Raw genomic sequence first — 14150 nt, 5'->3', positions numbered from 1 at the left:
TTCGCGGGCCTGTGGGAGCGGGCGTGCCCGCGAAGAGGCCCGGGCAGGTGCTGAGAATCTCAGCTCATTTCAGTCCGCAGTTGCTCAATCCGCTGGTCCTTCTCCACCCACAATTGGTTCACCCAGGCCTGCACGGTCTGGCGAAACTCGGGATCGTTCTCGTAATCACCCGCCCACAACGCCGGGTCCAGCTCACGCACCTGAATGTCGATAATCACCCGGCTAATGCTGCCGTTGAGCAACGCCCAGAACCCCGGTGCCTGGTTGCCGGGGTACACGATGGTCACGTCGAGCAAGGCATCCAACTGTTCGCCCAGTGCCGCCAGCACGAACGCCACGCCACCGGCCTTAGGCTTGAGCAGGTAGCGATACGGCGACTGCTGTTCCTGGCGCTTGGCCTCGGTAAAGCGCGTGCCTTCCAGGTAGTTCACCACCGTCACCGGCTGGCGCTTGAATAGCTCACAAGCGGCTTTGGTGATCTCCAGGTCCTTACCCTTGAGCTCGGGGTGCTTTTCCAGAAACGCCTTGCTGTAGCGCTTCATGAACGGGTAATCCAGCCCCCACCAGGCCAGGCCCAGCAGCGGTACCCAGATCAGTTCCTTCTTGAGGAAGAACTTGAAGAACGGTGTACGGCGGTTGAGGCTTTCGATCAGCGCCGGGATGTCGACCCAGGTCTGGTGGTTGCTTACAGCCAGGTAGGAAGTGTCTTTGCGCAGGTTCTCGACGCCGCGAATGTCCCATTGCGTAGGGATGCACAGGGCGAAAATGGCCTTGTCGATTTCCGACCAGGTTTCGGCCACCCACATTACCGCCCAAGAGGCGTAGTCGCGCCCGCGGCCCGGCAGTATCAGTTTGAGCAGGGCGAAGACCAGCAGCGGGCAGATCAACACCACAGTATTGAGTAGCAGCAGGGTGGTAGTGAGAATGCCGGTCAGCAGGCGACGCATAAAGAGACTCTTGTTGTGGGAAATAAACGGTTGGCAATGATAAGCAGCGCCGTGGCCTACGCCAAATGTCCAATGCCCAGCGGCGGGGACAAATGTTTCACATTATGTTGGTTAGGCTTGTTACAGCGAACCTATCCTGCCAGTGCAGTCTAAGCACTGACACTTCTCAAGGAAGCCTACCTGTGAAACCTCTGCTTGCCCTGTTGTCGTTGTTGGCGCTGCCGGTAATGGCCGCCGAGCCCACGATCTACGGCCGTTACGAAAACATCACCCTGCCTGAGCTGGGCGAAACCCTGAAAGCCAAAATGGATACCGGTGCCTTCACCGCTTCGCTGTCGGCCAAGGATATCGAGCTGTTCACCCGTGATGGCGAGGAATGGGTACGCTTCCGCCTGGCGACCAAGGATTCGGACGGCAAGGTGTACGAGCACAAGGTCTCGCGCATCAGCAAGATCAAGGGCCGTGCCGATGAAGAGGAAGAGGGCGATGCGCCGGAAATCTCCAAGCGCCCGGTGGTGGACCTGGAGCTGTGCCTGGGTGATGTGAAGCGCACCGTGGAAGTGAATCTGGTGGACCGCAGCAGCTTCAACTACCCGCTGCTGGTGGGTTCCAAGGCATTGCGCGAGTTCAAGGCCGCGGTCAACCCGGCGAAGAAGTTTACGGCTGGCAAGCCTGACTGCTGATTCAAACCGCCTGTTCTGGCCCTTTCGCGGGCACGCCCGCTCCCACAGAGCATTCAGCGAACCGGTGGGAGCGGGCGTGCCCGCGAAGAGGCCCTTCAGGCTGCCGGTGCAGTCGCCACCATCGACGGCCGCTTGGCCACCTCGGCATACCAGGCCGCCAACCCAGGCTGGCGCTCACGCCAGCCGAACTCGGGCTGGCGCAAATCCAGATACCCCAGCGCACAGGCCACGCCAATCGCCGCCAGGTCGAACCCGGACATCAGCTCGGGCAAGTGCTCCTGCTCCAGGTTGGCCAGGCTACGGCGGATCTTGTCGCCCTGGGCCTGCAGCCAGCCATCCCAGCGTTTTTCCTCGGGCCGCAGGAAGCTTTCATAGCGCGACGACACCGCCGCATCCATGATTGCATCGGCCTGCGACACCAGCGTCATGCGCCGCCAGCGCGCCGAACCTTCGCGTGGCAGCAGCGGCAGGCCGACGTGCTGCAGGTCGAGGTACTCGCAGATCACCCGGCTGTCGTGCAGCACGGTGCCGTCGTCCAGGCGCAGGGCCGGGATCTTGCCGATCGGGTTGTCCTGGTTGAGCTGCGGGTCGCCGCTCACCGGGCTGATGTTCACCGGCTGCAGTTGCACCCGTTCGAGCTGCCCGGTTTCGTGCAATACCACCATGACCTTGCGCACGAAGGGCGACAACGGCGAGTGGAACAGGGTCATCGTACTCATGCGTCAGTTGCCCTGCAGGCTGGGTGGCAGGCACACGCCGGTGCCGCCAATGCCGCAGTAGCCTTGCGGATTCTTGGCCAGGTACTGCTGGTGGTAAGCCTCGGCGAAGTACACGGTGGGCGCCTGGTCGATTTCGGTGGTGATCTCGCCGAAGCCGGCCTTGCTCAGTTCGGCCTGGAAAGCATCGCGGCTGGCCTTGGCCTGCTCCAGCTGTTCCGGGCTGGTGCAGTAGATGGCCGAGCGGTACTGAGTGCCGATGTCGTTGCCCTGACGCATGCCCTGGGTCGGGTTGTGCAGCTCCCAGAACATCGCCAGCAGCTCACGGTAGCTGACCTTGTCCTTGTCGAACACCACCAGTACCACTTCGGTGTGGCCGGTCAGGCCCGAGCAGACTTCTTCGTAGGTAGGGTGCGGGGTGAAGCCGCCGGCGTAGCCGACCACGGTGCTGACCACGCCTTCGCGCTGCCAGAAGCGGCGTTCGGCGCCCCAGAAGCAACCCAGGCCGAAGATGGCGAAATCGATGGCGCCTTCGAAGAACGGGCCGAGCAGTGGGGTGCCTTCGAACACGTAGTGGAACTCGGGCAGGCTCATTGGCGTTTCGCGGCCAGGCAGGGCCTGTTCCGCAGTTGGCATGACGTTTTTGTTCACCAGGATTTCCGAACGCAGGACCATGGCCGTTCCTCTGTGTTTGTCAGTTGGATAGGTGTTGGGGCATTCGCAGCACAAGGCTGCTCCTACAGGTGTAGGAGCAGCCTTGTGCTGCGAAAGGGCCCGAATGGCCTCTATAGTGCCCGAGGTTTAAGCTGCTGTCAGGCCACCGGGCCACGCGGATAGCGCTTCAGCCGCTCAGCCAGCTCGCGCCCGGGAATTGGCCGGTCGAACAGGTAACCCTGGCCCACGTCGCAGCGATGCCGACGCAGAAACGCCAACTGCTCCGGCGTCTCGATCCCTTCGGCCACCACCTTCAGCTTCAGGTTGTGGGCCATGGCCACCACCGCCGAGGTGATTTCCATGTCGTCCTGGTTGTCGGGGATTTCGTTGATGAAGCTGCGGTCGATCTTGAGGATGTCGATCGGAAACTTCTTCAGGTAGCTCAGCGACGAATAACCGGTACCGAAATCGTCCATGGCCAGGGTCAGGCCAAGGGCTTTCAACTCGTCCAGCTGGCGATGGGTGTCTTCGCTGGCTTCCAGCAGCAGGCCTTCGGTCAGCTCCAGTTCCAGCAGGTGCGGGGGCAGCGCTTCTTCCTTGAGGATGGTGTTGATCGACGCCACCAGGTCCGGGTCGGAGAACTGTTTGGGCGACAGGTTGATGGCCACATGCAGGTTGCCCATGCCGGCCTCGCGCAGTTGCTGGCTCATGCGGCACGACTGGCGCACCACCCATTTGCCGATGGGGATGATCAGGCCGGTTTCTTCCGCCACGCTGATGAACTGGTCCGGGCGAATCATGCCGCGTTCGGGGTGGTTCCAACGCAGCAGCGCCTCCAGGCCCAGCAGGCGACCACTGCGCAGGCACAGCTTGGGCTGGTAGAACACCTCCAGCTCGTTCTGGGTCAGGGCGCGGCGCAAGTTGTTCTCGACGAACAGCTTGTAGCTGGCTTCGGCATTGAGCACTTCGGTGAACACTTGCACCTGGTGTTTGCCGTTGGCCTTGGCCTTGTGCAGGGCCAGGCCGGCGTTCTTCATCAGGCTGGCCGGGTCAGCGCCGTGCAGCGGTGCGCAGGCCAGGCCTACCGAGGCGGTGACGTTGATCAGCTGGTTGTCGACGAACATCGGCTTGTCGAGGGTGCCCAGCAACTGCTGGGCAACGCCCTGGCCATCTTCCAGGCTGGTGACGTCGAGCAGCACGGCGAACTCGTTACTGGCAAAGCGCGCCAGGATGCCACCGGCGTGCAGGCTGTTGCGCAGGCGACGGGCCAGGCTGATCAGCAGCTTGTCGCCAGTCTGGTGGCCAAGGCTGTCGTTGATGCGCTTGAAGTTGTCGATGTCCACCAGCAGCAGGCACATCGCGCTTTCGCCATCGCGGGCAAAGCGTTCGTCCAGGCTGCGGATGAACGCCGGGCGGTTGCCCAGGTTGGTCAGGTTGTCGGTGTAGGCCAGGCGTTCGATGCGCTGCTGGGCCAGCTTGGTCTGGGTGACGTCTTCGTAGATGCCGATGTAATGGGTCAGCTCACGGTTGTCACCGTACACCTTGGAGATCGACAACTGCCCCCAGTAAGGCTCCAGGTTTTTGCGCCGGCTCTTGAATTCGCCCTGCCAGCTGTTGCCCATGGCCAGGCTCGACGGCGAGTCGAACAGCAGTTCGCTGAGGTTCTCCAACGCCGGTAGTTCACCCAGATGGCGGCCCTGCACTTCCTCGGTGCTGTACTGGGTGATGGCGGTGAAGCTTGGGTTGACGTACTCCACCCGGCCATCGCGGTTGACCAGCAGGAAGGCGCTGGCGCTCTGCTCGACCGCACGCTGGAACAGGTGCAAGGCGTTGGCGGCAGCGCGACGGTTGTGGTTGGTGATGACCTGGGCGAACTGGTCGGCCAGCTCGCCGGCAAAGGCAATTTCGTCCGACTGCCAGGCCCGTGGCTGGCCGGTCTGCTCCAGGCACAGCACGCCGATTACCTGGCCATCGACGCGGATACTGGCGTCGAGCATGGCCTTGTTCTCCGGGCGCATGCTTTGCGCCAGGGCGCGGGTGCGCGGGTCGTGGCCGGCGTTGTGAGCGTCGATGGCGCGGCTGGCGTGCAGTGCGTCGAGGTAGTCGGGGAAGCGGCTGGCATCGATGGCTTCGGGCTGGCGGTGCTCCTGCGCATCGCGGTACCAGGCGATGATCGGTTCCAGGCGTTGGTCTTCCAGGTGCCAGATACTGGCGCTGTCGACCTTGTAGATTTCGCAGGCGCTCTGGGTAATCAGCTGAGCCGCTTCCAGCAGCGAGTTGCCCGCGCTGTAGCGCTGGCGGGCCAGGCGCAGGATAAGGTCCTGCTGGCCGCGCACGCGTTCAAGGTGCTCCAGCTGCTCTTGCTGGGCGCGCTGGTTCAGTTGCAGGGCCAGTTGTAGGCGGTTATTGCGCGATTCCAGGTCGCTGGCGCCGGGTTCGCCGCTGTCGTCCTGCTGGTCGTCGAGCACGCTCAGGTAGCCGCGCAATAGCTGGCGGTTGTGCTGCTTGTAGGCCTCGCCCGCTTCCAACAGGCGCAGCGAGGCGCTTGGCGTGTGCAGGGTATAGCGCACACGGTAGTAACCGCGCTGGGCCAGTTGCAGTTGGATCTCGTCGTGCAGCCGATAGCGTGCTTCGGGCTCCATCAAGCTGGCGTAGGGTGCGTCTACCAGGGCGCACAGGTCGCCGGCTTGCAGGCCGAACTGGCGCTCGCAGGCCGGGTCCAGGTAGAGCATGGCCCAGGTGGCTTCGTTGAGCCTTTCGAAACGCAGCATGCCGAGCCGCGAGGGCACGGGTAACTGCGTCACGACCTCGGCCGCCACACGGCTGGCGGCATCGGGTTGGCTTTTCATCGAAGACTCGCTTGAAGAGGGAACGCGGCCTTGTGGCGGCGGCGGATCTGGCAAGGTTGCATCATGTCCCGAGGGCTGGCAAGCGGCCATGTGCGATGCTGTGGACGGGTTATCGGCTGTTTGGTCGGGAATATTAGTTCGCCTTGAGATTTTTGGCGTCTGGGAGATCGAGCGCCGCCCGCGCGGCGCATCGCGAGCGAAGCTCGCTCCTACATTTGTTTCGGGCCAGTATCGCCTGTGGCAGGCGCGCGCGACCGCCTTGTTTGTACGACGCGATATCGCGCCATGCGCAAAGGGGGCGCGCGCGACCTTCACAGGAATAATTGGCCCGAAACAAATGTAGGAGCGAGCTTCGCTCGCGATGCGCCGCGCGGGCGGCGCTCGATCCCGCAGGCGCCACAACCCAATCGGCGGACAAAAAAAAGCCCCGCCAATCGACGGGGTTGAGGTACGAGCGTGGCAGCTCGAAAAGGGTACTGCCCCTCGCCAGGAGGGGCAGTGTGCAGCTTTACAGCAGCATGGTGCGGATATCGCCCAGCACGTCGCCCAGGCGCTTGGTGAAGCGCGCGGCGGCAGCGCCGTTGATCACACGGTGATCGTAGGACAGCGACAGCGGCAGCATCAGCTTCGGCTGGAAGGCCTTGCCATCCCAGACCGGCTGCATGGTCGCCTTGGAGACGCCCAGGATAGCCACTTCCGGCGCGTTGACGATCGGCGTGAAGCCGGTGCCGCCAATGTGGCCGAGGCTGGAGATGGTGAAGCAAGCGCCTTGCATCTCGTCGGCCGACAGCTTCTTGGTGCGGGCTTTTTCAGCCAGCGCAGCGGCTTCGGCAGCCAGTTGCAGCAGGCTCTTCTGGTCGACGTTCTTGATCACAGGGACCAGCAGGCCATCCGGGGTGTCCACGGCGAAGCCGATGTGCACGTACTTCTTGCGGATGATGGCCTTGCCGCTTGGTGCCAGCGAGCTGTTGAAGTCTGGCAGTTCCTTGAGCAGGAAGGCGCAGGCCTTGAGCAGCAGCGGCAGCACGGTCAGCTTCACGCCAGCTTTCTCGGCCACGGCCTTCTGCGCAACGCGGAAGGCTTCCAGCTCGGTGATGTCGGCGGAGTCGAACTGGGTCACGTGCGGCACGTTCAGCCAGCTGCGGTGCAGGTTGGCGGCACCGACCTGCATCAGGCGGGTCAGGGCCACTTCTTCCACTTCACCGAACTTGCTGAAGTCCACGGCAGGGATCGGCGGGATGCCGGCACCACCGGTCGCACCGGCGGCTGCCGGGGCGGCCGATGCTTTCTGCATCATCGCCTTGACGTAGACCTGCACGTCTTCTTTCAGGATGCGACCGTGCGGGCCGGTTGCCGCGACAGCGCCCAGGTCGACACCGAATTCACGGGCCAGCTGACGAACAGCCGGGCCTGCGTGAACCTTGGCGTTGCTGCCTGCGGCCGGTGCGGTAGCAACCGGTGCAGGGGCAGCAGCCGGGGCCGCAGCGGCAGGGGCGGCGGCCGGAGCCGCCTCAGCCTTGGCTGGGGCAGCAGCAGCGGCAGGTGCCGGAGCGGCAGCAGGGGCTGCGCCAGCGACCTTGAGCTTGAAGATCAGGTCGCCAGTGCCGACTTCGTCTTCCAGCTTGCACAGGACTTCTTCGACCACGCCGGCAGCCGGCGATGGGATTTCCATGGAGGCCTTGTCGGACTCCAGGGTAATCAGCGACTGGTCGGCTTCGACGGTGTCGCCGACCTTGACCAGCACTTCGATGATCTTGGCTTTGCCCGACGAGCCGATATCCGGCACGTGGATGTCCTGCATGCTGGCGGCAGCCGGGGCTGCGGCGGGAGCAGGGGCGGCTTCGGCGGCAGGCGCTGGAGCAGCAGCCGCAGCTGGCGCAGCGGCAGCGGCCGGAGCCTCAGGGGCCGCAGCAGCGGCGCCCTCGGCTTCCAGGACCAGCAGTTCGTCGCCTTCTTTCAGGCGGTCGCCCAGCTTGACCTTCAGTTCCTTGATGACGCCGGCCTTGGGGGCCGGGATTTCCATGGAGGCCTTGTCGGACTCCAGGGTCAGCAGGCTCTGGTCAGCCTCGATACGGTCACCGACCTTGACGAACAGCTCGATGATTTCACCTTCACCGCTGCCGATGTCAGGTACGCGAATGAGTTCGCTCACTTAAAAATACTCCTCAGCAGTCCAGTGGGTTGCGCTTGTCCGGGTCGATGCCGAACTTGACGATAGCGTCTGCAACAACCTTTGGTTCGATCTCGCCACGGTCAGCCAGGGCTTCCAGGGCAGCCAGCACCACGAAGTGGCGGTCGACTTCGAAGAAGTGACGCAGCTTCTTGCGGCTGTCGCTGCGACCGTAACCGTCGGTACCCAGGACTTTGAACTCTTTGCTTGGTACCCACTGGCGAATCTGCTCGGCGAACAGCTTCATGTAGTCGGTAGAGGCAATGACTGGGCCTTTGCGGCCGGCCAGGCATTCTTCGACGTAAGTCTGCTGTGGCTTCTGGCCAGGCTTCAGGCGGTTGGCGCGTTCCACGGCCAGGCCGTCGCGACGCAGTTCGTTGAAGCTGGTGACGCTCCACACGTCGGCACCGACGTTGAACTCTTCACGCAGGATCTTCGCCGCTTCGCGGACTTCGCGCAGGATGGTGCCGGAGCCCATCAGCTGTACGTGGTGCGCGGCTTCGCGGGTGTCTTCTTCGAGCAGGTACATACCCTTGATGATGCCTTCCTCGACACCGGCCGGCATGGCTGGCTGCTGGTAGGATTCGTTCATCACGGTGATGTAGTAGAAGATGTCCTGTTGCTCTTCGGTCATCTTCTTCATGCCGTCCTGGATGATCACCGCCAGCTCGTAGCCGTAGGTTGGATCGTAGGTGCGGCAGTTCGGGATGGTGCCCGCCATCATGTGGCTGTGGCCGTCTTCGTGCTGCAGGCCTTCACCGTTGAGGGTGGTGCGGCCGGCGGTACCGCCGATCAGGAAGCCACGGGTACGGCTGTCGCCAGCGGCCCAGGCCAGGTCGCCGATACGCTGGAAGCCGAACATCGAGTAGAAGATGTAGAACGGCAGCATCGGCTGGTTGTGGCAGCTGTACGAGGTACCGGCAGCGATGAACGACGACATGGCGCCGGCTTCGTTGATGCCTTCCTCGAGGATCTGGCCCTTCTTGTCTTCGCGGTAGAACATCACCTGGTCTTTATCGACTGGCTCGTAGAGCTGGCCGACCGACGAGTAGATGCCCAGCTGGCGGAACATGCCTTCCATACCGAAGGTACGAGCTTCGTCCGGGATGATCGGAACGATGCGCTGGCCGATGTCCTTGTCCTTGACCAGCTGCGCCAGGATGCGCACGAAGGCCATGGTGGTGGAGATTTCGCGGTCGCCCGAGCCGTCCAGGATCGCTTTCAGCGTTTCCAGAGGCGGGGTCGGCACGCTGAAGCTCTTGGCACGGCGCTGTGGCACGAAGCCACCCAGGGCGGCGCGGCGCTCGGCCAGGTATTTGGCTTCGGCAGAACCTTCTTCCGGCTTGAAGAACGGCAGGTTTTCGAGGTCGGCATCCTTGACCGGGATGTCGAAGCGGTCACGGAAGTGACGCAGGCTGTCGACGTCGACCTTCTTGGTGTTGTGCGCGGTGTTCTTGGCTTCGCCAGCACCGGTGCCGTAACCCTTGATGGTCTTGGCCAGGATGACGGTTGGCTGCTCTTTGTGGTTCACAGCCTGGTGGTAGGCCGCGTAGACCTTGTACGGGTCGTGGCCGCCACGGTTGAGCTTCCAGATCTCTTCGTCGGACAGGTCTTCGACCATGGCCTTGAGCTCTGGGGTGTTGAAGAAGTTCTCACGAACGTACGCGCCGTCTTTGGCTTTGTAGTTCTGGTACTCGCCGTCGATGACTTCGTCCATGCGGCGCTGCAGGGCACCGTTGGTGTCCTTGGCCAGCAGTGGGTCCCAGAAACGGCCCCAGACGACTTTGTTGACGTTCCAGCCACCGCCACGGAACACGCCTTCGAGTTCCTGGATGATCTTGCCGTTGCCGCGAACCGGGCCGTCGAGGCGCTGCAGGTTGCAGTTGATGACGAAGATCAGGTTGTCCAGCTTCTCGCGGCCGGCCAGGGCGATTGCGCCCAGGGATTCCGGCTCGTCGCACTCGCCGTCGCCCATGAAGCACCAGACCTTCTGCTTGCCGGCCGGGATGAAGCCACGGGCTTCCAGGTACTTCATGAAGCGTGCCTGGTAGATGGCCTGGATCGGGCCCAGACCCATCGATACGGTCGGGAACTGCCAGAAGTCAGGCATCAGCCATGGGTGCGGGTACGAAGACAGGCCGTTGCCGTCCACTTCCTGACGGAAGTTGTTCATCTGGTCTTCGTTGATGCGGCCTTCCATGAAGGCACGGGCGTAAACGCCTGGCGAAGCGTGGCCCTGGAAGAAGATCAGGTCGCCGCCGTGTTCTTCGGTCGGGGCCTGGAAGAAGTAGTTGAAGCCGATGTCGTACAGGGTGGCACTGGAGGCGAAGCTGGAGATGTGTCCGCCCAGGTCCGAGTCTTTCAGGTTGGTGCGCATGACCATGGCCAAGGCGTTCCAACGCACCATCGAGCGAATGCGGCGTTCCATGAACAGGTCGCCAGGCATGCGTGCTTCGTGGGTGACAGGGATGGTGTTGCGGTATGGCGTGGTGATCGCATACGGCAGCTGGGAGCCACTACGGGTGGCCAGCTCGCCCATACGGGTCATCAGGTAATGAGCGCGGTCTTCGCCTTCTTTGTCGAGGACCGACTCCAGGGCATCCAGCCATTCCTGGGTTTCGATTGGATCGAGGTCTTGCATGGCTTGCTCCAGGGCGGAAAGGCAACCAGAATCGATTGCCTGAGATTGCGACTGGCCTTATGGGCAGACGTCGTGAATTCTTGGATTACCGGGGTGTCTTCCGGCGCGTTGTAGTTTTACTACATTTGCGTTCGCATTTCATGCTTTTGCACGACACGAGTAGTAGTAAAACTACATTTGTGCGACGTTTGGTCGCACCTTGGCTTGTGAGGAAAAACGTTCATGTTGGTTGGCATTGTGTCGCGAACGGGTGGTTCTTGATGTTTGTTGCCAATTTTCCGTTTTTTTCAGCTATTTCCAACTTTTGTACGACAGTCCAACCGTGGTCCGGCTTCCCCTTGGCCGCTTTTTCCCCTCTATTTCACGCCGATCAAGGATAGACCATGCGCCTACCTTTGCCCTCCGATCTGCCCGCCAGCTTGCAGCCGCTGGTCACTCGCAACCAGCAGTTCATCAGCGATGCGGTGGCTGCCCACCCCGAGCTTGACCTGAACGCCTGGAGCCCAGCCCATCGCCAACAGTTCGATCAGGTTGCCGCCGCCAGTGATTTCGTCCTGGGTGTGGCCCAGCGTGACCCGGCCATGCTGTTCGCCTTGCTGGCCAGTGGCGAGCTGGACCGGCGTTACGCTCCGGGCGAGCTGCGTGGGCAAATTGCCGAGGCTGCCCAGGCGGCGCAGAGCGAGGACGAACTGGCGCGCAATCTGCGCCGGGCACGCAACCGTCAGCAGCTACGCATCATCTGGCGCGACATCACCCGCCAAGCCGAGCTGGGCGAAACCTGCCGCGACCTGTCGGACCTGGCCGATGCCGCCATCGACGAAGCCTACCAATGGCTGTACCCGCGTCATTGCCAGCAGTTCGGCACGCCCATCGGCAACCGCAGTGGCCAGCCGCAGCACATGGTGGTGCTGGGCATGGGCAAGCTGGGGGCGGTGGAGCTGAACCTGTCGTCGGACATCGACCTTATCTTCGGCTTCCCCGAAGGCGGTGAAACCGAAGGGGTGAAGCGCTCGCTGGACAACCAGGAGTTCTTCACCCGCCTGGGCCAGCGGCTGATCAAGGCGCTGGACCCGGTTACCGTCGACGGCTTCGTGTTCCGCGTCGACATGCGCCTGCGCCCGTATGGCTCGGCCGGCGCACTGGTGCTCAGCTTCAATGCGCTGGAGCAGTATTACCAGGACCAGGGCCGCGACTGGGAACGCTACGCGATGATCAAGGCGCGGGTAGTGGCGGGCGACCAGGCAGCCGGCGCGCAATTGCAGGAGATGCTGCGCCCGTTCGTGTACCGCCGTTACCTGGACTTTTCCGCGATCGAAGCGCTGCGCACCATGAAGCAGCTGATCCAGCAGGAAGTGCGGCGCAAGGGCATGGCCGACAACATCAAGCTGGGTGCCGGTGGCATCCGCGAGGTGGAGTTCATCGCCCAGGCCTTCCAGCTGATCCACGGCGGGCGCGACCTGAGCCTGCAGCAACGGCCGTTGCTCAAGGTGCTGGCGACCCTGGAAGGCCAGGGTTACCTGCCGCCGGCGGTGGTCGCCGAGCTGCGCGAGGGGTATGAGTTTCTGCGCTATACCGAGCACGCCATCCAGGCTATTGCCGACCGCCAGACGCAAATGCTGCCCGAAGGCGAGACTGACCAGGCGCGGGTGGCCTACATACTCGGCTTTGCCGACTGGCAGAGCTTCCACGACCAGCTGATGTACTGGTGTGGCCGTATCGACTGGCACTTCCGCCAGGTCATCGCCGACCCGGATGATGAAGACGGTGAAGGCGAGCTGGTGGTCGGTGGCGAGTGGTCGCCGCTGTGGGAGCAGGCGCAGGATGAAGAAGCCGCTGGCCGGCAACTGCAAGAGGCCGGCTTCAAGCAACCCGCCGAAGCCTTGCGGCGCCTGGCCGGTCTGCGCTCCAGCCCGCAGCTGCGCTCGATGCAGCGCATTGGCCGTGAGCGCCTGGACGCATTCATCCCACGGTTGCTGGCCCAGGCGGTGGAGCATGACAACCCCGACCTGGTGCTGGAGCGGGTGCTGCCGCTGGTCGAGGCCGTGGCGCGGCGTTCGGCCTACCTGGTACTGCTGACGGAAAACCCGGGTGCCTTGCGCCGTCTGCTCACCCTGTGCGCCGCCAGCCCATGGATTGCCGAGCAGATCGCGCTCTACCCACTGCTGCTCGACGAGTTGCTCAACGAAGGCCGCTTGTTCAGCCCGCCCTTGGCGCCAGAGCTGGCCAGCGAGCTGCGCGAACGCCTGACGCGGATCCCCGAGGACGACTTGGAGCAGCAGATGGAAGCGCTGCGTCACTTCAAACTGGCCCACAGCCTGCGCGTGGCCGCCTCGGAAATCAGCGGCAACCTGCCGTTGATGAAAGTCAGCGACTACCTGACCTGGCTGGCGGAGGCCATCCTCGATCAGGTGCTGGCGCTGGCCTGGCGCCAGACCGTGGCCCGCCACGGCCAGCCCAAGCGCAGCGATGGCAGCCTGTGCGACCCGGGCTTCATCATCATTGGTTATGGCAAGGTCGGCGGCCTGGAACTGGGCCACGGTTCGGACCTGGACCTGGTGTTCATCCACGACGGTGACCCGCAGGCGGAAACCGACGGCGCCAAGCCCATCGACAGTGCGCAGTTCTTTACGCGCCTGGGCCAGCGCATCATCCACTTGCTGACCACCCAGACCAACTCGGGCCAACTGTACGACGTGGACATGCGCCTGCGCCCGTCCGGGGCTTCGGGCCTGCTGGTGAGCTCGCTGGGCGCGTTCGAGCGCTACCAGCAGAACGAAGCCTGGACCTGGGAGCACCAGGCCCTGGTGCGGGCACGGGTGCTGGTAGGTTGCAAGCAGGTCGGCACGGCGTTCGAAGGTGTGCGCGCCAAGGTGCTGGGCCAGGCCCGCGACTTGGAAAAACTGCGCGGCGAAGTGAGTGAAATGCGCGCCAAGATGCGTGACAACCTCGGGACCAAGACAACGGCTGCCGGTACGGCGGCGAACGCCTTCGAGGCCGGCGTGCCCTTCGATATCAAGCAGGATGCGGGCGGTATCGTCGATATCGAATTTATGGTGCAATACGCCGCTTTGGCTTGGTCCCACGACCACCCGGCCATACTCCGATGGACCGATAACATCCGCATTCTGGAAGAGCTGGAGCAGGCGAACTTGATGCCGGCCAGTGACGCGGTGCTGTTGCGTGAAGTGTACAAGGCGTTCCGCTCGGCTTCGCACCGCCAGGCTCTGCAGAAGCAGGCTGGGGTGATCGACGCGGCGCAATTTGCCGATGAACGCCGCGAAGTGCGGCGGATATGGGGTGAATTGGGGCTGACTTGAGATTTTGGGGCCGCTTTGCGGCCCATTCGCGGCACAAGGCCGCTCCTACAGGGGAATGCGATCTCCTGTAGGAGCGGCCTTGTGCCGCGAATGGGCTGCAAAGCAGCCCCAAAGGCTCATGCCTCACCACCGGTGGTACACTGTCCGCCACATAGCCTGAATATAAAGAGGGG

8 protein-coding genes are annotated in these 14150 nt (G+C 63.1%); 2 read left to right on the top strand and 6 right to left on the bottom strand.

What is annotated here, in order from left to right; genetic code table 11:
* Positions 1–59: 59 nt before the first annotated feature.
* Positions 60–947 carry an acyltransferase gene (locus ACNFBR_RS18890; protein ID WP_416736286.1) on the bottom strand — a complete coding sequence of 296 codons (888 nt, stop codon included), beginning with the start codon at positions 945–947 and terminating at the stop codon, positions 60–62.
* A gap of 182 nt (positions 948–1129) precedes the next feature.
* Between ACNFBR_RS18890 and ACNFBR_RS18885 the strand changes: the two genes are divergently transcribed.
* Positions 1130–1630, top strand: a complete 501-nt coding sequence (locus tag ACNFBR_RS18885) for an ATP-dependent zinc protease (RefSeq protein WP_019096441.1) — start codon at positions 1130–1132, stop codon at positions 1628–1630.
* 95 nt (positions 1631–1725) lie between these two features.
* Here the strand turns inward: ACNFBR_RS18885 and ACNFBR_RS18880 are convergent, their stop codons facing one another.
* From ACNFBR_RS18880 to aceE, 5 genes are all read right to left on the bottom strand, one after another.
* Positions 1726–2349, bottom strand: a complete 624-nt coding sequence (locus ACNFBR_RS18880; RefSeq protein WP_416736285.1) for a glutathione S-transferase — start codon at positions 2347–2349, stop codon at positions 1726–1728.
* A gap of 3 nt (positions 2350–2352) precedes the next feature.
* Positions 2353–3021, bottom strand: a complete 669-nt coding sequence (gene msrA / locus ACNFBR_RS18875; protein WP_416736284.1) for a peptide-methionine (S)-S-oxide reductase MsrA — start codon at positions 3019–3021, stop codon at positions 2353–2355.
* Positions 3022–3158: 137 nt separating this feature from the next.
* Positions 3159–5849: a putative bifunctional diguanylate cyclase/phosphodiesterase gene (locus ACNFBR_RS18870; protein WP_416736283.1), complete on the bottom strand. Its 2691-nt coding sequence runs from the start codon at positions 5847–5849 to the stop codon at positions 3159–3161.
* 508 nt (positions 5850–6357) lie between these two features.
* Entirely contained in the window at positions 6358–8001 is a 1644-nt protein-coding gene (gene aceF, locus ACNFBR_RS18865; RefSeq protein ID WP_416736282.1) for a dihydrolipoyllysine-residue acetyltransferase, read from the bottom strand.
* Positions 8002–8014: 13 nt separating this feature from the next.
* Positions 8015–10660, bottom strand: coding sequence for a pyruvate dehydrogenase (acetyl-transferring), homodimeric type (gene aceE / locus ACNFBR_RS18860; protein ID WP_416736281.1), 2646 nt, complete (start codon positions 10658–10660; stop codon positions 8015–8017).
* A 383-nt stretch (positions 10661–11043) separates the two neighbouring features.
* Here aceE and glnE point away from each other — a divergent pair, with 383 nt between their 5' ends.
* On the top strand, positions 11044–13977 hold the full coding sequence (gene glnE / locus ACNFBR_RS18855) for a bifunctional [glutamate--ammonia ligase]-adenylyl-L-tyrosine phosphorylase/[glutamate--ammonia-ligase] adenylyltransferase (RefSeq protein WP_416736280.1): 2934 nt from the start codon (positions 11044–11046) through the stop codon (positions 13975–13977).
* Positions 13978–14150 lie beyond the last annotated feature (173 nt).

Source organism: Pseudomonas sp. NY11955 (assembly GCF_048068035.1).
In the GTDB taxonomy this organism is placed as follows: Bacteria; Pseudomonadota; Gammaproteobacteria; order Pseudomonadales; family Pseudomonadaceae; genus Aquipseudomonas.
Note: the sequence above shows the minus strand (reverse complement) of the source record. Positions and strands in the feature narration are given on the sequence as shown.

Bases quoted from the DNA above. Each gene is read 5' to 3' on its own strand.
- ACNFBR_RS18890 (WP_416736286.1), bottom strand. From the start codon at position 947: ATGCGTCGCCTGCTGACCGGCATTCTCACTACCACCCTGCTGCTACTC.
- ACNFBR_RS18880 (WP_416736285.1), bottom strand. From the start codon at position 2,349: ATGAGTACGATGACCCTGTTCCACTCGCCGTTGTCGCCCTTCGTGCGC.
- msrA (WP_416736284.1), bottom strand. From the start codon at position 3,021: ATGGTCCTGCGTTCGGAAATCCTGGTGAACAAAAACGTCATGCCAACT.
- ACNFBR_RS18870 (WP_416736283.1), bottom strand. From the start codon at position 5,849: ATGAAAAGCCAACCCGATGCCGCCAGCCGTGTGGCGGCCGAGGTCGTG.
- aceE (WP_416736281.1), bottom strand. From the start codon at position 10,660: ATGCAAGACCTCGATCCAATCGAAACCCAGGAATGGCTGGATGCCCTG.
- glnE (WP_416736280.1), top strand. From the start codon at position 11,044: ATGCGCCTACCTTTGCCCTCCGATCTGCCCGCCAGCTTGCAGCCGCTG.